17 protein-coding genes and 1 tRNA gene are annotated in these 18,253 nt (G+C 53.3%); 9 read left to right on the top strand and 9 right to left on the bottom strand.

Annotated features, from left to right (window positions below):
• Positions 1-17: 17 nt before the first annotated feature.
• Both RAC60_RS13250 and RAC60_RS13255 read right to left on the bottom strand, forming a co-directional pair.
• Positions 18-1,283: an NAD(P)/FAD-dependent oxidoreductase gene (locus RAC60_RS13250; protein WP_058702731.1), complete on the bottom strand. Its 1,266-nt coding sequence runs from the start codon at positions 1,281-1,283 to the stop codon at positions 18-20.
• Between the two features lie 246 nt (positions 1,284-1,529).
• Positions 1,530-2,441, bottom strand: coding sequence for a LysR substrate-binding domain-containing protein (locus tag RAC60_RS13255; RefSeq protein ID WP_033738508.1), 912 nt, complete (start codon positions 2,439-2,441; stop codon positions 1,530-1,532).
• Between the two features lie 418 nt (positions 2,442-2,859).
• Between RAC60_RS13255 and RAC60_RS13260 the strand changes: the two genes are divergently transcribed.
• From RAC60_RS13260 to RAC60_RS13275, 4 genes are read left to right on the top strand one after another with little or no spacing between them, the layout of a single operon-like run.
• Positions 2,860-4,383, top strand: coding sequence for an amino acid ABC transporter permease/ATP-binding protein (locus RAC60_RS13260; protein WP_033738506.1), 1,524 nt, complete (start codon positions 2,860-2,862; stop codon positions 4,381-4,383).
• 27 nt (positions 4,384-4,410) lie between these two features.
• Positions 4,411-5,283 (top strand): phytanoyl-CoA dioxygenase family protein, encoded by an 873-nt coding sequence (locus RAC60_RS13265; protein ID WP_375093893.1) that lies wholly within the window; start codon positions 4,411-4,413, stop codon positions 5,281-5,283.
• Between the two features lie 23 nt (positions 5,284-5,306).
• Positions 5,307-6,122 (top strand): ABC transporter substrate-binding protein, encoded by an 816-nt coding sequence (locus tag RAC60_RS13270; protein WP_033738503.1) that lies wholly within the window; start codon positions 5,307-5,309, stop codon positions 6,120-6,122.
• A 43-nt stretch (positions 6,123-6,165) separates the two neighbouring features.
• Positions 6,166-6,897, top strand: coding sequence for a class II aldolase and adducin N-terminal domain-containing protein (locus tag RAC60_RS13275; RefSeq protein WP_375093894.1), 732 nt, complete (start codon positions 6,166-6,168; stop codon positions 6,895-6,897).
• A gap of 84 nt (positions 6,898-6,981) precedes the next feature.
• On the opposite strand, the gene puuE is transcribed toward RAC60_RS13275, so the two are convergent.
• Genes puuE through RAC60_RS13290 form a run of 3 tightly spaced genes read right to left on the bottom strand, consistent with a single transcriptional unit; the run spans position 6,982 to position 9,426 of the window.
• Entirely contained in the window at positions 6,982-7,941 is a 960-nt protein-coding gene (gene puuE / locus RAC60_RS13280; protein WP_039338609.1) for an allantoinase PuuE, read from the bottom strand.
• Between the two features lie 34 nt (positions 7,942-7,975).
• Entirely contained in the window at positions 7,976-8,707 is a 732-nt protein-coding gene (gene hpxA / locus RAC60_RS13285; protein WP_033738498.1) for an allantoin racemase, read from the bottom strand.
• Positions 8,704-9,426 (bottom strand): GntR family transcriptional regulator, encoded by a 723-nt coding sequence (locus RAC60_RS13290; RefSeq protein WP_006118006.1) that lies wholly within the window; start codon positions 9,424-9,426, stop codon positions 8,704-8,706. Before RAC60_RS13290 ends, hpxA begins: the two co-directional genes overlap by 4 nt.
• A 142-nt stretch (positions 9,427-9,568) precedes the next feature.
• Between RAC60_RS13290 and RAC60_RS13295 the strand changes: the two genes are divergently transcribed.
• On the top strand, positions 9,569-11,068 hold the full coding sequence (locus RAC60_RS13295) for an NCS1 family nucleobase:cation symporter-1 (protein WP_110268560.1): 1,500 nt from the start codon (positions 9,569-9,571) through the stop codon (positions 11,066-11,068).
• A 223-nt stretch (positions 11,069-11,291) separates the two neighbouring features.
• On the opposite strand, the gene RAC60_RS13300 is transcribed toward RAC60_RS13295, so the two are convergent.
• Positions 11,292-11,368 (bottom strand) — tRNA-Asp (locus tag RAC60_RS13300).
• Between the two features lie 134 nt (positions 11,369-11,502).
• Complete coding sequence (gene dnaQ / locus RAC60_RS13305; RefSeq protein WP_006118004.1) at positions 11,503-12,234, bottom strand: DNA polymerase III subunit epsilon; 732 nt, start codon at positions 12,232-12,234, stop codon at positions 11,503-11,505.
• 53 nt (positions 12,235-12,287) lie between these two features.
• On the opposite strand from dnaQ, the gene rnhA reads away from it, so the two are divergent.
• Positions 12,288-12,755, top strand: a complete 468-nt coding sequence (gene rnhA, locus RAC60_RS13310) for a ribonuclease HI (RefSeq protein WP_006118003.1) — start codon at positions 12,288-12,290, stop codon at positions 12,753-12,755.
• Here the strand turns inward: rnhA and RAC60_RS13315 are convergent.
• On the bottom strand, positions 12,740-13,474 hold the full coding sequence (locus RAC60_RS13315; protein WP_033738493.1) for a class I SAM-dependent methyltransferase: 735 nt from the start codon (positions 13,472-13,474) through the stop codon (positions 12,740-12,742). The two genes, rnhA and RAC60_RS13315, sit on opposite strands and share 16 nt — an antisense overlap.
• 40 nt (positions 13,475-13,514) lie before the next feature.
• On the opposite strand from RAC60_RS13315, the gene gloB reads away from it, so the two are divergent.
• The gene (gene gloB / locus RAC60_RS13320) at positions 13,515-14,270 is read left to right on the top strand and encodes a hydroxyacylglutathione hydrolase (RefSeq protein ID WP_375093895.1); all 756 of its coding nucleotides are present in this window, start codon (positions 13,515-13,517) and stop codon (positions 14,268-14,270) included.
• 71 nt (positions 14,271-14,341) lie between these two features.
• On the top strand, positions 14,342-15,718 hold the full coding sequence (gene mltD / locus RAC60_RS13325; protein ID WP_033738490.1) for a murein transglycosylase D: 1,377 nt from the start codon (positions 14,342-14,344) through the stop codon (positions 15,716-15,718).
• Between the two features lie 100 nt (positions 15,719-15,818).
• Here the strand turns inward: mltD and RAC60_RS13330 are convergent, their stop codons facing one another.
• On the bottom strand, positions 15,819-16,610 hold the full coding sequence (locus tag RAC60_RS13330) for an endonuclease/exonuclease/phosphatase family protein (RefSeq protein ID WP_006117999.1): 792 nt from the start codon (positions 16,608-16,610) through the stop codon (positions 15,819-15,821).
• Positions 16,611-16,917: 307 nt separating this feature from the next.
• On the opposite strand from RAC60_RS13330, the gene yafC reads away from it, so the two are divergent.
• Positions 16,918-17,850, top strand: a complete 933-nt coding sequence (gene yafC / locus RAC60_RS13335; protein ID WP_375093896.1) for a DNA-binding transcriptional regulator YafC — start codon at positions 16,918-16,920, stop codon at positions 17,848-17,850.
• The last annotated feature ends 403 nt before the right edge of the window (positions 17,851-18,253 follow it).

Consider the following 18,253-nt stretch of genomic DNA (forward strand, 5'->3'; position numbering starts at 1 on the left):
AACAGCAGTCTCCTGGTTCAGTTTTCTGACGCGGCACGGTAATCCTGATACTGGCGCTGGATAGCAATATGGTCGGCAACATACTTTGCGTCATGCCACACGCCCCAGATAAACGAGGAGCCGCGGCGCGACTGCCAGGGCAGCCCGAGGAAATAGAGTCCGGACTCCGGGGAGACGCCGCGTTGATGGAGAGGTCTGTTTTTCTCGTCAAAGGCGTTAACCTTCAGCCAGGTATAATCCGTGGCATAGCCTGTCGCCCAGATGAGCGTCGTGATCCCTGCGCGGACCAGATTGAGCGACTGCACAGGATGCGAGACGCTTTCCGGATCGGGCAGAAAGGCGCGTGCGGCCGGATCCTCAGGTAAATTCAGGCCATGGCGTTCAACCCAGGCATCGGCCGCATCCAGCAGGGATAAATAGTTTTCATCGCCTGCGGCAATGTTTTGCGCCAGATCGGGCTTAAAGGTCACGACCTCGCCGGAAAAGCGCTCCGTCAATCCGACCAGGTTGATGCCCTGCTCCGCCAGTTTGCGAAAGTCGACGGTATGCCCGCCGCGCGCGCCGCTGACCGCGATGGTGACGTGTTCTTTCCCCGGTTGACTGGCTGCCGCATCCCACAGGCCAAGGACCCCTAACCACCAGCAAAAGTCCCGGTTGCGATAGCGGCGAGGCGGACGATCGTGGGGACCAACGGAGAGCCACACGTCTTTTCCTGCACGCTGAAGCTCATCGGCAATCTGCACCCCTGACGAGCCCGCGCCGATAACCAGCACACCACCTTCAGGCAGTTGTTGCGGGTTACGGTAGTCCGCCGAATGTAACTGGGTGAACCGTGTATCCGTGGGCGCAATGGCGGGAATCACAGGCTTCTGAAAAGGCCCTGTGGCGACGACTACGCGCCGGGCAACGATCGGACCAGCGGAGGTTGAGACGTCGAACCCGCTGCGCCCGACACGCGGTACCACGCTGATGACTTCGACGCCCGTTTTGACAGGCGCCTCGATGTGCTGCACATACGCTTCAAAATAGTCAGCAATCTGTTCTTTAGGCACAAAGCTGTCAGGATCCTGCCCCGGAAAAGTCATGCCGGGAAACCGATCGTGCCAGGCCGGGCCGTTGGCGACCAGCGAGTCCCAGCGCCGGGTCCGCCACGCTTCGGCAATACGATTTTTTTCCAGCACGCAATGCGGAATGCCGAGCCGCCCCAGATGCTCGCTCATGGCGATGCCGGCCTGCCCTGCCCCAATCACCAGGGTATCTGTTTCTTGCTCTGATATTGTCATTCCATCATCCTCAAGCCCGACGTTTTAATGACGTGTTCCTGACACGCGCCAGCGCCAAGACTATTTGAGGCAGATGAATGGGTAAAATATTATAAAGCTAATATCTGAATAAGAAATTAATAAGCAGAAGATACGTGCCCGGTTATTAAAGCCACTCAGCGAATAAAGCGCGAAATTAGCCGATGTGATTTACCGCAAATACATTTCTTTTTCTTACCAAACAGCACGGTAATTGCGCGGCACTTTTTACACGGTGGGCCCCAACGCACTATTCTGGCAATAGTCCATAAAAAGTTTTGTCGGTCGCGTCGGTTCATTATGACTTAACCAGGCCATGATTAACGTCGAGGCTTCCATATCATCTTCAATATCAATCTGCGCCAGCTTTTCACCGTCATAAGTCACATCAGTACAGGGGCGGGTGACCAGAACTGAAAACCCCAGCCCCTGTCCTACCATGCAACGCACCATTTCAATGGAGGGCGAACTGTAGGCTACCTGCGGGTGGTACCCTTTGCTTTTGAAAATATTGATGAAGTAATTCCTGCTGGGTACCGCATCCAGCAAAATCATAGGTTCCTGACTCAGCTCACGCAGCGTGACCAGGGATTTTTGTGCCAGTGGATGGTTTACCGGCAGGAGCGCGTAAGGTTTATGCGGAGCGTTTAACGTGGTTTTTTGAATGGTGTTATCCAGCTCGAGATCGTAGAGAAAAGCCAGATCAAAACGTCCGCGATGGAGTCCATGCATCAGTTCATGCTGCTCGCCATCGTACAGTTCAATGGTAATATCCGGATAGTGTTTTTTAAACCCGGCTATCAGTTTGGGCATATACAGCGGCGCCGCAGATTCAAAGCATCCCACCGCAATGGTGCCTGAAATCAGGGTGTTATCTGCTCGTGAGTTTTGCTCAAACTCGTGTGTCAGACGTAGCAGCTCCTGCGCCTTTTCGTAAAAACGGCGGCCGCCAGGCGTCAGCGAAACACCCTGTGCGTGATGGCGGATGAGCAGTTGCTGATCGAAGGCGTCCTCCAGATTTTTGATGGAAACGGAAATGGAGGGCTGGGCGATATGCAACTGACGCGAGGCTTCCGCAATGCTTTCCGTCTCCACCACGGCGACGAAATATCTGAGCTGTTTAAGTGTAAAGCGACTCATGGCGTTACCTCTGTTTTTTATGGTCAGCAAGACACCTTGCTTCGTTCCGGCCTAAGCAGCACTGCAAATGCTGTGCCACTTACCTGCCCGTTCCACCTGAACGCCGTTTATGTATTAACGCCATTCCACCTGTTTTTTACGTCTGGCAGAAACGTAATCATCAAAAAGAAATTGCACCAATAACTCTCACCCTGCGTCGCAATGATCAGCGTGCTGCCCTAAATAAGCGCAAACAGGGAAAGAATACGTTAATTATTGCCCTGCACTGTTAAAAAGACACCGTTTAAAAAGGGATATAACAGTTGGATAGTTTTTTTAAAATCAGAAGCCAGCAAATTACTAATTGCTATCGTTCCCGTCCTGCCGCCATAGTGAATTACAGAATTATTCACCCCTTCTGTTTAATGTGAGCAAGCCCATGACATTTAACTGGAACTATATGTTCAGTCTGTTTAGCGACGCTAATTTTTGGCTGGCGACATGGACTGTCATCAAACTGAGCCTGCTGACCTGGGGAACGAGCATTATTGCGGGATTTATCCTGGCGCTGGCCAAGCAGTCGCGCCATCCCTTATTGACGCTGCCGGCCCGGTTTTATATCTGGCTCTTTCGCAGCCTGCCTTTGCTGGTGCTGCTAATCTTTGTTTATAACCTGCCTCAGGCATTGCCCGCCACGTCGACGGTACTGAGCGATCCATTCTGGGCAGGATTTATTGCGCTGACCATGTGTGAAAGCGCCTATATCGCAGAGATTCACCGTGGCGGGCTGCTGGCGATTCCCAAAGGCCAGAGCGAGGCTGCCCGGGCACTGGGATTACGCTATGCAGGCATTCAGTGGCGCATCATTATCCCGCAGGCACTGCGTGTGGCCTTACCGGCACTGGCGAATGAATACATCGCGATCGTGAAGCTGACGTCACTGGTCTCTGTTATCTCGCTTACCGAAATTTTGATGGTCGGCCAGCGACTCTACTCGCAAAACTTTCTGGTCATGGAAACCATGGCGGCAGTGGCCTTCTATTACGTGCTGATCGTTACCGTCTTTGACTTCCTGCTGAAACAGCTGGAGCGCTATCTGGACGTGACACAACGCCAACCGTCCGGCAAACCTGATGCACATCTTTTCGAACTCGCACAACGCGCAGCGGTGAATCCTGTCCGTCAGGCGTTTCACGCCAGCGGACCAGCGTTGCAGGCCCTGCGTCTGCACAAGGCTTACAACAATGTTGAAGTGCTGGGCGCCGTTAACCTGCAGATCCATCCTGGCGAAGTGGTTTCCGTAATCGGGCCTTCAGGTTCAGGAAAAACCACGCTGATTCGCCTGCTTAATGGTCTGGAGCAGATCGATAACGGTGAAATTCGTATTAACGGAAAACCCTTTATTCATCTCAGTCAGCAGGGAGAGCAACGCAAGCCACGCTTCGTTGAGCATGCAGAGCATCGTCTTAATATCGGGATGGTCTTTCAGAGCTTTAATTTGTTCAGTCATCTCAGCGTTATGGACAACCTGTTGCTGGCGCCTCGCTATCACAAGCTCGCGCCTGCCGCGGTATTAAAACAGCAGGCTGCTGCGCTGCTTTTTAAAGTCGGCATGCTCGACCATGCCTGGAAGTACCCTCATCAGCTCTCCGGCGGACAGCAGCAACGCGTGGCTATCGCACGTGCCTTGATGATGCGTCCGCAAATCATGCTGTTCGATGAACCCACCTCTGCACTGGATCCCGAAAAAGTGAATGAAGTGCTTCAGGTCATTGAAGCCCTGGCAAGCGAGGGCATCACCATGGTGATCGTGACCCATGAGATGAACTTCGCCTTCAAGGTGTCTGACCGGATTGTCTTTATGGAAAAAGGACGCGTGGTCTGTGACGACGCGCCGCAGGCTCTGCGCGATGGCCAGCATCCGCGCGTGGAAGCTTTTCTGAAGGATGTCTCGCTGGCGTAACGATGTATTAATCACGAGGGCACGACCATGATTGAACAGTGGCAGGTAGATCAGTATCACCAGCAGGGATTTCTGGTAGTTGAAAATGTCCTGACAAGCGATGAAATCGCAGCGCTACAACACGACTTTGACCAGTGGGTTGAGGAAAGCCGCAGCCAGAATGCGCCCTGGGGCGATACGCAGGATGGGCGTCCGCGTTTCGATATTGAGAGCGATCACCGTGCCGATCATCCTTCTTTGCGCCGCGTCAGCTCACCGAACGATATCTCTGCCGCCTATCGCCATGCGGCACTGCAGTCACGTATGGCGCAGATTGCCGGACAGTTAATCGGGGGCAGCGGTGCACGCTATCATCACAGTAAGATCAACTCGAAACTGCCCCATACCGCAACGAAAGTGGAGTGGCACCAGGATTTCCTGTTCACCCCGCACAGCAACGACGATATCGTGACCGCGCTGCTGATGGTCAGTGAGGTCACACCGGAAAATGGTCCGCTGAACGTGGTGCCGGGCAGCCATCAGGGGCCGCTTTATTCACACTGGCAGGGTGGCCGCTTTACCGGTGCCGTTGATCCCGCAGTGGTGAAAGAACAGTGCCAACAACCTACCGCCTGTTTTGGTCCCTCGGGTTCTGTGTGCTTTATGCATACCCGACTGCTGCACGCCTCCAGTCCCAATGAAACCGAATGGCCGCGCACACTGTTTATCGCCGTGTACGCCGCTGAAGATGCACTGCCGTTCGGTGAAAACCCGTTACCCAGCCCGGATGCGGGCACGCTGGTTTACGGTGAGGAGAGCGGCATGATCCGCAGCACCGCAAACGCCTTCCGCCTGCCGCAGAAACCGCGCGGTGCTTCGTTTTTTGTTCAACAGGCCGGTAAAGATCTTGCCAACGTCTGATGGCATTTTTCAGAGAGAGAATAATGATGAAAACCTACGTGTTAAGTCTGCTTGCCGCAGGCGCTGTACTGGCGTCCTTTAACGCCTCAGCCTTTTTACAACCCGGCAAAATTATCGCCGGATCGGATATGACCTTCTTTCCGTATGAGTACATGAAGGATAATAAACCCGCCGGCTTTGACATTGAGTTTCTTGATGGTCTGGCCAAAGTGATGGGCCGTCAGGCCGTTAACATTGATACCCGTTTCCCTAACCTGATTACCGGCTTGCAGAGTAACCGGTTTGATATGACTAATTCGTCGATGTACATCACCGCCGATCGCATGAAAGTGATCGACATGATTCCCTATCTGAAAAGCGGCGAAGCTATCCTGTCGTTGAAGGGAAGCGATTACCAACCCAAAACGCCTGAAGATTTCTGCGGCCATAAAATCGGTTCGATGGGCGCCACGTCGTGGTTGCAGCAGTTACACAAACTGTCTGACGACTACTGTGTGAAAAACGGTAAACCCCCCATCGCGATTAGCGAATATTCGACCGATCCGCAGACAACGCAGGCGATGCTCTCCCATGCGGTCGAAGCACAGATTACCGATGCCGCCGTGGCGCGTGGCGTGGTGCAAAAGCTGGGCGACCGTATTCAGATTTCCTCCACGACACTTATCTATCCGGTGTTAAACGGTTTTGGCGTGAAGAAGGACAATACGGAGGTGAAAAAAGCCCTGGTCGCTGCGCTGGCTACCTTCAGTAAAACGCCCGAATATGCCGCGCTGCTCAAAAAATACCATTTTGAAGCGCCAACAGCCGACGATCTCAACACCCTGATGCCAAAACCTTAATCTCAAACGCGTGCCCGTCACGCGTTCATTTTCAGGAGGGAATATGGCGCTTTCTTTTGAAGAGCAGACCCGTATCGATCTGGCGGCGGCCTTTCGCATTATTGCCCACCTGGGCATGCATGAGGCGGTAGCGAACCATTTCAGTGCCGCAGTTTCACCGGATGGTAAGCAGTTTCTGATGAACCCAAAGTGGAAACACTTTTCACGGCTTCGCGCCAGCGACCTGCTGCTGCTCAATGCAGACGATACCGCCTGTGGAGAGCGGGACGATGTAGACGCCACCGCCTGGTCGATCCATGGGCAACTTCATCAGCGGCTGCCAGAAACCCGGGTCGTGATGCATCTGCATCCGGTTTATACCACCAGCGTCGCCTGTCTGGCACAGCCACACATTCCGCCTGTCGATCAAAACAGTGCGCGCTACTTCAACCGTATCGCGGTGGATACCCTGTACGGGGGCATGGCAGACACTCAGGAGGAAGGCGCCCGACTGGCCAGCCTGCTGACCGATAAGCGTCGTCTGTTGATGGGTAATCACGGCGTTATGGTTACCGCCCAGACGGTGGGCGAGGCCTATGATGATATCTGGACACTGGAGCGGGCCTGCCAGATTCTGGTCACCGCCTGGTCTACCGGGCAACCGTTGAAGGTGCTGAGCGACGAGGTCGCGGAAAAAACGGCCCGTGACTGGGAAGGCATCCCCGACTTCTCTCTGCGGCATTTCGAAGAGATGAAGCAGTTGATGATTGAGGCCGATCCCACGTTATGTGACTGAGTGGGGCCGTGCGGACGACAATGCCGGAAACCGGGGCAGCGCGTGGCGACATCCTTTTGCCGTCACGCGCTTGCCGCCGGGAGATTACGCCTCTGGCGCGGGGTAAGTTTTTATCCAGTGATCGGCAATCTGCTGCCGGGTGCAAATCCACACATCTTTATGCTGCTGAATGTGGTCGAGGAAATTTTGCAAGGCGCGGAATTTTCCCGGGCGACCTAACAGGCGGCAGTGCATCCCCACCGACATCATTTTGGGCGCGGCTTCGCCTTCTTCATACAGCACGTCGAACGTATCGCGCAGATAGGTAAAGAACTGCTCTGCGGTATTGAAACCCTGGGGCGAGGCAAAGCGCATATCGTTGCATTCCAGCGTGTAAGGAATGATCAGATGGGGTTTTACCGTACCGTCCTGACAGGTGACCTGAGTCCAGAATGGCAAATCATCACCATAATAGTCGCTGTCATAACTGAAGCCGCCCTGTTCCACCACCAGCCGCCGCGTATTGGGGCTGTCGCGTCCGGTGTACCAGCCTGTGGGCGCTTTGCCAAACAGGTCCGTTAACACATCCACCGCCTGCTGCATGTGCTGACGTTCGGTTTTAGCATCAATGCCCTGATAGTGAATCCAGCGCCAGCCGTGGCTGACCACGTCATACTGCGCCTGTTTGATGGCGTCCACGATGTCCGGGTGGCGCGCCAACGCCATCGCGACGCCAAACACGGTCAGGGGCAGTCCGCGCTTCTGAAACTCATTGTGAATGCGCCAGAAACCGGCGCGGGATCCATACTCGTACAGGGATTCCATCGACATATGCCGATCCGGATAACTGGCCGCCCCAATGATGTCAGACAGGAACTGTTCTGAACCCGTGTCGCCGTGCAAAACGTTGTTTTCTGCCCCTTCCTCATAGTTGAGTACAAACTGCACCGCGACGCGCGCTTTCTTTGGCCAGCGCGCATGTGGAGGCTTTCCACCGTAACCGATCAGGTCACGCGGGTAATTCTTATTGAAGCTGTAGGTTTTTTTATCCTGGCTTTCAGTCATCACTTGCATCCTGTCGTTGAACGGGAACATCTGCTTAGTTTAGGTGCTGAAAGACACCTGAGAGCGGTTTATGTAGCGGATAAGCTAAATCGCCTTGTTTACTGGTGCCAAAACCCAGCGCCACCAGCGATTCCACCATCTTGACGGCGGCGCTGACGCCATCAATCACCGGCATCTCCAGCTCTTTTGTCAGCGACGCGGCCAGCGTTGCCATGCCCCCACAGCCTAAAACAATGGCGCCACAGCCATCTTCCCGCTTTGCCTGGATACAGCGCTGGCGCACTTTCTCCTGCGCCACGCCGCTGCCGTCTTCCAGCGCCAGCACGGGTAAATCAATAGCATGTAAAGCGGCACAATGGTGCGTAAAACCGTACTGCTGAAGTAAATGGCGTGCGATGACCAGCGTGCGGGGCAACGTCGTGACAATTGAAAAACGCGTTGCCACCAATGTGGCGGTATGCATGGCCGCCTCCGCGATACCGATGACCGGCCCGCTGGCCAGTTCGCGTGCCGCCAGCAAGCCAGGATCGCCAAAACAGGCAATCACATGGCCACTGACGCCCTGCGCTTTGCCGAGCTTCACCTGTTCCAGCACGCCGATCGCCGCTATCGCCTCATCAAAATGCCCTTCAATCGACGGCACGCCCTGCGAAGGGCAAACGGCAATAATGTCCGTTCCAGGTGCGGCCACCGCGCGGGCCGCCTGACCGATGGTTTCGGTCATCGCCTGGCTGGTATTGGGATTGATAACCTGAATCAGGCTCATGATACGGCTCCTTTATGCCCGGCAAATAGTCGGGAAAAATCCGGTAGTGTTTCGCCTCCGCGCTCAAAATGGAGGCTGGCAACGATGTGTTCAAAATGATGCTGCAGCGAGGCGGTCAGTGACACCAGGTCTTTTTCCCGGAGTCGCTGGAGTAACTGGCCGTGATCGTCACAGCGACAACCGCGCTGCCAGGGCGCGCCCCAGGTGGCAATCACCAGCGACGATCGCTGGGCCAGTTGCGTCACCAAATCCGTTAATACCTGATTGCCCGAAATCGCCTGCAACTGGATATGAAAGGCCGCGGACAGACGAATCGCCGCCGGACCGTCATGCCGGGCAATCGCCTCTTTTTCCTGCTCAACCAGGGCCGTGAGCCCGGCCAGGTGCGGTGCCTGCAGATGTTCCAGCACCGCAGAAAGATTGCCGCACTCAAGCAGGCTTCGGGTGCGGAAAATATCCCGCGCTTCCTCCACGCCCGGTGTGGCGACATGTGCACCACGTTTGGGCGTGAGCGTGATCATTTGCACCGCAGCAAGGCGCTGCAAGACCTTACGGATGCCCGTGCGGCTCACGCCAAAGACCTCTGAAAGCGCTTCTTCCGGCAATTTGCTGCCGGGCGGCAGTTGATGTTCGACAATGGCGTTCATTAACGCCTGATAGATAGGTTCATCTTTATCATGCAGCTCGGCCGCCGTTCTCTGGCCTGTTTCACTCTTCATCACCCGCTCCGGTAAACATCATTGCATCACTTATCGTATACGTGAAAAATAAATTTTGTATACAAAAAACAAATCTGGCCTGGATCCTGCAATGTGATTTCACAAGGTTATTTTATTCATGTCTTTGAGAGGAGCAGGTTTCATGCCAAATCATTCAACGGTGGGTAACACATCGGCCTCTGAAGCCGGAAAAGCATACAGTCCGAAGCTATGTAATGCTGACCTGGCGCCTACCCGCCATCAAAACTGGTCGTGGTACAACATCTTTTCCTTCTGGATGTCGGATGTGCACAGCATGGGCGGCTACGTGGTCGCGGCAAGCTTCTTCACATTAGGGCTGGCCAGCTGGCAGGTGCTGCTGTGTTTGCTGGCAGGGATCTGTATTGTTCAGCTCTGCGCCAACCTGGTCGCTAAACCCAGCCAGATGGCCGGCGTGCCTTATGCGGTCATTTGCCGCCAGGCATTCGGTGTCTTTGGCGCCAATATTCCGGCGGTGATCCGCGGCCTGATTGCGTTTGCCTGGTACGGTATTCAGACCTGGCTGGCGGCGAATGCGCTGATGCTGGTGCTGCTGAAGTTTTATCCGTCGCTGGAAAGCCTGACGCACAGCCACTGGCTTGGCTTATCGCAACTGGGCTGGTACTGCTTTGGCGTGATGTGGGTTCTGCAGGCGATGGTGTTCTGGCACGGCATGAGTGCGATTAAGCGCTTTATTGATATCGCTGGTCCCGCCGTTTACGTCGTCATGCTGGCACTGGCGGGCTGGATTGTATACAAAACCGGATTCGACGGTATTTCGTTTACGCTGGCCAGCAAATCGCTGTCCGTCGGTGAACAAACCTGGCAGATGATTACGGCAACGGCACTGGTCGTGTCTTACTTCTCAGGCCCGCTGCTGAACTTTGGTGACTTTTCTCGCTACGGCAAAAGCATGAGTGAGGTTCGCCGGGGTAACCGCTGGGGACTGCCGTTCAATTTCCTGCTGTTCTCCATCGTGACCGTTGTGATTGTATCGGGTACGCAGTCCTTGTTTGGTAAAATGATCACCGATCCTATCGAAACCGTGAGCATGGTTGGCAGCGATTTAGCCGTGGCGATTGGCTTACTGACCATGATCACCGCGACGATTGGCATCAACATCGTGGCGAACTTCGTGTCTCCTGCTTTCGATTTTTCTAACTGCTCGCCTCAGAAAATCAGTTTTCGTACCGGGGGGATGATTGCAGCGGTGGGTTCGGTCCTGCTCACGCCGTGGAATTTGTTCCAGTCGCCTGAACTGATTCACTATACGCTGGACGTACTGGGTTCGTTTATCGGGCCTTTGTTTGGCATCCTGTTAGCCGATTTTTACCTGATCAAAGGCGGCCGTATTTCTGTGGACGATCTGTTCGATGCCACACCGCAGGGGCGCTACTGGTATCGCGGTGGATTTAACCCGAAAGCCATTGTTGCCCTGCTGCCCTCGGTCGCTATTTGTCTGGTGATTAGCTTTATCCCTTCTCTGCATCAGGTCGCCAACTTTAGCTGGTTTATCGGCGTGGCGCTGGCGGCGAGCTGCTACTGGCTGGTGGCGCGGGAAAAACAGGTTGCAGAAAAACATACGACAATCCCGTCGGGTGCCGTCGCGATGCAGAAAGACTGATTCACGCTTACTGTCAGTCAGTCCGTTTCTGTGAGGACTGGCTGTGGGAACGTCGTTCTTACCCTGCCTTTATGGGGCATTTATTGGGTGCGACGGGCATCAGGTCGAAAATACGGGATAGCACTGAGCGTGACGGGCAAACCGGCTGTTGAGAGGAAGACGAGAAACGTCCAGAGCCAGAAAGCAAAAACGCCATGCTGATAACCAGCATGGCGTCAAAATTTGGCGGAACGGACGGGGCTCGAACCCGCGACCCCCTGCGTGACAGGCAGGTATTCTAACCAACTGAACTACCGCTCCGCGCTTTGTTCCCCGTCGGGAACGAGGCGCATATTAATCACATCATTACTCGCCGTCAACGGTTTTCCCCCTGCCCGCTTCCGTTTGCTGCTATTTTCGCCCCGATGTTGATTTTACACACAAATCTTTGCGACTCAGGCGCGCCAGAGGCAACTGCCCCCCTTCTTCATGATCAGATCCAGCCGTGATTCGTGATGACTGATTTCCTCATCACTGGCGGTGACCACGCGCAATCCTGATGTGGGCCGAACGATGCGCTGAATGCCTTCGCTCTGCTGCTGACGCGAGCGATCCTCTTCCGACGAGAAAGACAAGGACGTTTGTCCGCCCGTCATGGTTAAAAAGACTTCGGCCAGGATCTCGGCATCGAGCAGTGCGCCGTGCAACGTACGCTTACTGTTGTCTATCTCATAACGTGAACACAGCGCGTCGAGGCTGTTGCGCTTACCGGGGAACATACGGCGCGCCATCGCCAGGCTGTCAGTAATCTTGCAGAAGGTTTCCGTTTTTTCGATGCCGCGCTCAAGCTTGCTGAACTCATAATCCATAAAGCCGATATCAAACGAGGCATTATGAATAACAAGTTCTGCACCACGGATGTAGTCAAGAAACTCATCGGCAATCTCACTGAAGGTCGGTTTATCCAGCAGAAACTCATCGGCAATACCGTGAACGCCAAACGCTTCCGGGTCGACCAGCCGATCGGGCTTGAGATACATGTGGAAGTTGTTCCCTGTCAGGCGACGGTTCACCACTTCAACGGCACCGATCTCAATGATGCGGTGACCTTCATAATGCACCCCGATCATATTCATACCGGTGGTTTCAGTATCGAGAACGATTTGGCGGTTATTTGCAGTGCTCATAGGGCTCGTTTTATGTCAGACTTGGCGTTTTGTCAGAAGGAAGTCTACCAGAGATGCGCAAACAGGTAGAAATTTATACCGATGGTTCCTGCCTCGGCAACCCGGGCCCGGGGGGGTATGGCGCAATTTTGCGTTATGGGCAACATGAAAAAACATTTAGCGCCGGTTACCGCCTGACGACCAATAATCGCATGGAACTGATGGCGGCTATCGTCTCGCTGGAAGCCCTGAAACAACCCTGTGACGTGGTATTGAGTACCGACAGTCAGTATGTGCGCCAGGGCATTACGCAATGGATTCATAACTGGAAAAAACGCGGCTGGAAAACAGCTGATAAGAAGCCGGTTAAGAACGTCGATCTGTGGCAACGGCTTGATACTGCGCTCAGCACCCATCAGATTCAATGGGAGTGGGTTAAAGGCCATGCGGGCCACCCGGAGAATGAACGCTGCGATGAACTGGCACGCCATGCCGCAAACCATCCGGCTTTTGATGATATCGGCTATCAACCAGAATCCTGATCGTTGACGTGTCTGAACTGCCGTGTCGCATTCACAGGCTGCGGCAGGGGCCTTTTGCTCAGACTCATTCTTGCCTTGGTCGGCGTGAGGGGGAAACTGCGCTTACGCGCAACGACGATATTCAGGCACCCCAAAGCAGGTAAGTGAGCGCTGATCATTCTGCCGCCCTGCCGGTGCCAGGGCAACACCTGAAAACGCGTACGAAAGACCACTTCATAATTCAGCAATCCCAGCCAGTCCAGTAATCGCATCTGGCTGAACATGCGCCCGCTCCAGGGCGCTTTACGCTGTATTCCGGGTAGTATTTTACTGATACCCAGCAGACTGAACGGATTGAAGCCGCTGATTATCATCCAGCCATCATCGATCAATACCCGGTCCACTTCCCGCAATACCCGGTGGGGATCCTGACTCCAGGATAACGTATGGGCCAGTAAACAGGCATCGACAGATTTGGCTTCGAACGGGAGCTGGGTGGGATGCGCCAGGACCTGTAAGCCTTCACCTTCGACACCTACGCTGACCTGATGGGAAATCGCGCACTGTTCCGTATTGATTTCTGCGCTGAGGTTGCCAAGCTTAAGCATATGAAAGCCATAAAGCTTTCCGAGGTAAGGCTGAAGTTGCTGCGTCAGGGCATCGCGAAAGTAAATGCCCCATGGCATATCGTGCCATGAGCGTGGGGCGTTCAGGATTTGGCGTGTCTTGGCGGGCTTCATGCTTTACCATTTTCCTTTTAACGACCAGCGAGAGGTATTTATGAATCTTACCAGCATTCCTGCACTGCAAGATAACTACATCTGGACGTTAACAGATGACGAAGGAAAATGCCTGATTGTTGACCCGGGTGAAGCCCAGCCGGTTCTGGAGAAAATTCAGGCCAATGGCTGGCAGCCTGTCGCCATTTTGCTGACGCATCATCACAACGATCATGTCGGTGGCGTGAAAACGCTCTGTGAACATTTTCCCGAGATTGCCGTTTACGGTCCGCAGGAAACGGCAGATAAAGGGGCAAAAACATGCGTGCGTGAAGGAGATAACGTTGACGTTTTGGGCCTGTCATTCGCGGTCATCGCTACGCCGGGGCACACTTTAGGACATATCTCATATTACAGTGCACCTTATCTTTTTTGTGGAGATACGATGTTCTCAGGTGGTTGCGGACGGCTTTTCGAAGGCACCCCTGAGCAAATGTACCAATCCTTTCAAAAGCTTAACTCGTTCCCGGAAGACACATTGGTGTGCTGTGCGCATGAATATACTTTATCCAATTTGAAGTTTGCTGCCGCAATTTTACCCCACGATCCGCAAATAACGGCTGAATACCATAAAATTAAGGACTTACGGGCCGAAAACCGCATTACTTTACCTACAAAACTGGCCCATGAGCGTGTGATAAATTTATTTCTCCGAACGCAAGATGCTGATTTACAACGCGCTTTAAACGTTGATACTGGGGTTGGGCCCGTATGGCAAACATTTGCTGTTCTACGCGAGAAGAAAGACGCTTTTTGATTTTTCGGGTTGTGTTGTGAAGGACCGTCACGTATAGTTGCTCGTCTTTTAAGCGAACTATTGACACACACATGAAGGCTAAAGCGATATTATTCGCCTCGGTCTTGCTGGTAGGATGTCAGGCATCACGGAATGACGCCAATATCCCCGAACAGCATGCCCAGAGTCTGTCTTCAGCTGGTCAAAGTGAAAATGGAAAATACGGTGATCGACTTTTATCGCCGCGATGGCAGGAAGATGGAACTGGCCTCGCAGAAGATAATGATCTCTGGCGTTTCATTAGTGACGAGTTGAAGATGGGGATTCCGGAAAACGCCCGGATCCGCGAACAGAAATTAAAGTTTTTAAAAAATAAGAGCTATCTCCACGATGTAACATTACGGGCAGAGCCGTACATGTACTGGATAGTCGAGCAGATTAAGAAACGTAATATGCCGATGGAACTGGTACTGCTACCCATAGTGGAGAGCGCTTTTGATCCTCACGCAACGTCATCTGCAAATGCCGCTGGCATCTGGCAGATCGTTGGGAGTACGGGTCGAAACTATGGTTTAAAACAGAACCGTTACTACGATGGTCGTCGCGATGTTGTCGCCTCAACGAAAGTAGCACTGGATATGATGCAGCGTCTTAATACGATGTTTGGTGGTGACTGGCTTTTGACAGTGGCGGCTTACAACAGCGGAGAAGGACGGGTACTCAAAGCGATTAAACAGAACAAGGCGCGCGGTAAGCCTACCGACTTCTGGCATCTTTCGCTTCCACGTGAAACCACGGTTTATGTACCAAAAATGTTGGCCTTGAGCGAGTTGCTTAAGCACAACAAGCGTTACGGTATCAAACTGCCGACGCCTGACGAAAACCGTGCTCTGGCACGCGTAGAAGTGGGTCAGCAGATAAAACTGACGCAGGCCGCAGAAATGGCGGGGATGTCGCTCACCAAGTTGAAGAGCTTCAATACCGGTTATAAAGGCGGCGCAACAGCACCCAATGGGCCACATTACATTCTGGTGCCGAAGTCTAACGTCGCAAAGCTGCGTGATTCACTGGCTTCCGGTGATATCTCTGCCGTGCAGCCCACACAACTGGCGAAAGCCAGCAATGAGGGGGGCTACAAAGTGCGAAGCGGCGATACCTTATCCGGTATTGCGAATAAGTTAGGCGTCAGCGTGGCCGCACTGAAGCAGCAAAATAACCTGCGCAGTGCCAGTATTCGTCCCGGTCAGCTACTGACTGTGGGTTCGAATGGCACGAGCCTGGCGGATAATAGCAACAGCATCACCTATCGCGTTCGTAAGGGTGATTCTCTTGACAGTATCGCCCGTCGTCACGGCGTTAACATCAAAGACGTGATGCGCTGGAACAGTGTTGTGAGTAACGCAAAAGATATTCAGCCTGGTGACGAGCTCACGTTGTTCGTTAAGAATAACGCAACACCAGATACCTGATACGTTGAAAAGGCTGACATTTGTCAGCCTTTTTTCTTGTTTGATTCTACATCCTGCCCGTGACCACGTTCTCTCTGCCCTTTCCTGCCTGATGTCACCTTTATCGTCTGGTACTGAACTCAACCAAAAGTGGATTATGGTCGGATGCCTGCGTCACCAGAACCGAGGCTTCACTGACGTGTATATCGCGATAAAAAACGAAATCTAAAGGTCTGCCAAAGGCTTTACGTCGGTGGTCGGCGGTAAACATCACCTCTTCCAGTTTCATCTGATGCGCAAAGCGATAGAGGGCGTTAATGCGCTGGCGGCTCCAGGCGTTGAAGTCGCCCGCCATAATGACAGGCCCGCGATGATGGATAATCTGTTCGCCAATGGGGCCGAGCTGCTTGCTGTAAACATCCACGCCCAGGCTAAAATTTACCGCGTGGATGTTCACCACCATCAGCATCTCGCCCGTGGGAAGCGGATACGCCGTGACTAAGGCGGATTTTGAGAGCCTTAACAGGGGTTCTCGCTCGCGCAGGGGGCAACAATAAACAGGGTGAGCAGAAGCTAACGTCATGACGCCAGAGGGGTGCTGAGGCAGCACTAAAGCCGGAACCTGATCGGCCGCCAGATAGTTACTGGTCGCAAAGCGGATTAGCTCGGGCGTCGTCTGCGCTTCCTGAAGCAGAACCAGATGGGCATCCTTACCAAACCCTTCCAGCACGGACATCCAGTCAGCGCGCTGCTGCTTAAAGATATTCCATACTAATACTTTCAAAGTGGGATCGGCGGGGAGTGGCTCACCCGGTGGCAGTGCCTGGCCGAGATGAAACATGGCACCCGGAGGAAAGATCCTTTCCGCTGGCTGTCCGGCTACATATCTCATCGCATAGGTTTTTTTGCGCACTGTCCCGCCTGGCTAATCATTCAGAAATTCATGTCACTTATCTGTTATAGGGATTTTAGTACGCAGTTTCAATCGATGCCGACGATTGTTCGAGACCGCCCTCCCACTTTATTGTCGTCACGAATGGCGTAATCCGGCCTGTGCAGACCGTTTCTTCCACTAAAAAGATAACCGGCCTGACGGAAAGGCGCTTTCGTCTTCTTTAGCCCGCTTTACCAAAAAGCCATCCGCGACAAGGGGGTAAACAGCAGGCTGTGCTTTAATTAGCGGTATATGGCCTCAGGCGCTATTTCACGTGAAGGAAACAATGAAGGCATCTTCTGAAGAACTCAAAGTATTTGTCAGCGTGGTTGAAAACGGGAGCTTCAGCCGCGCGGCGGACGCCTTGCAGATGGCCAATTCCGCCGTCAGCCGCACGATCAAAAAACTGGAAAACAAACTCGGACTGGCTTTACTGACGCGTACAACACGCAATCTTGCCTTAACGCAGGAAGGAGAACGTTATTTCCAGCAGGTTCAGCATTTTCTTCAGGTGATGACGGCCGCAGAAGACGCGTTGATAGAGAGCCGTCATGCGCCCAAGGGATTGTTACGTATTGATGCCGCCACTCCTGTCATACTGCATCTCCTGATGCCCATGATAAAAGCTTTTCGGGAGCGCTATCCCGAGATTGCCCTTTCACTGATTTCATCTGAAAACTTTATTAATCTCATCGAGCGTAAAGTCGATGTGGCGATTCGGGCAGGCAGCCTTACCGATTCAGGCCTGCGGGCACGACTGCTGTTCACCAGCTATCGCCGCTTTATTGCCTCTCCCGGGTATCTGGAGAAATATGGTATTCCTGTGTGCACAGCCGATCTGGATAATCATCAGTGTCTCGGTTTTATTGATGCGCCACGTCTTAACCGCTGGCCAATCGCCTGTGACGATGGGGAACTTTATACCATCCGTTCGGAACTGGATTCTAACAGCGGAGAAACCATCAAGCAGCTTTGTCTGGACGGTAATGGGATTGCCTGCCTTTCTGATTATATGGTGCATAAAGAGATCGCTGACGGAAGTCTGGTTGAGATCCTGGCCGATCAACGTTTACCGGTAGAGATGCCGTTCAATGCTGTCTATTACAGCGATCTTGGCGTAAGCCAGCGCGTGCGTGCCTTTATTGATTTTTTAAGCGAATGGGTAGTAGAGCAACCCTGGCATATACAGGCTCAGTTACAGCCGTACACCCACACCTGAAAGCAGTAACTTCCCTCCCCCAGACTGTTTAAACATCATCTTCTGATGACGTTTACAGCGCAAATCCAGCCGCGTTTGCAGCCGTTCTGCGTCCCTGAAAGCGCAGGAGGGCGTAAGCGAATACGGCGTCGTGAGAATGACCGCCTGATGGTGTAGTGCAAAGAGGGTGAGGTGAAGCCGGACCTTCAATACGCCTGTTTTGAGCGTTAGTCGAGGACAGACCGGAATGTCAGCAGGAAGATTATGCAGCCGGGAGAGTGCGCGGAGGTAATGTCTTTTATATTAAGGAAAGGACTGAGTAGCACGCCAATGCGCGATCAATAAGCTGTGAAGTGATTGCCCTGGGCTGGTTGCCGTAGAAATGGAAAAAGCCCTGACCGTTAAGTCAGGGCTTTCCAATTAA

This window comes from Pantoea sp. BR_17 (genome assembly GCF_041955125.1).
GTDB classification, from domain to species: domain Bacteria; phylum Pseudomonadota; class Gammaproteobacteria; order Enterobacterales; family Enterobacteriaceae; genus Pantoea; species Pantoea stewartii.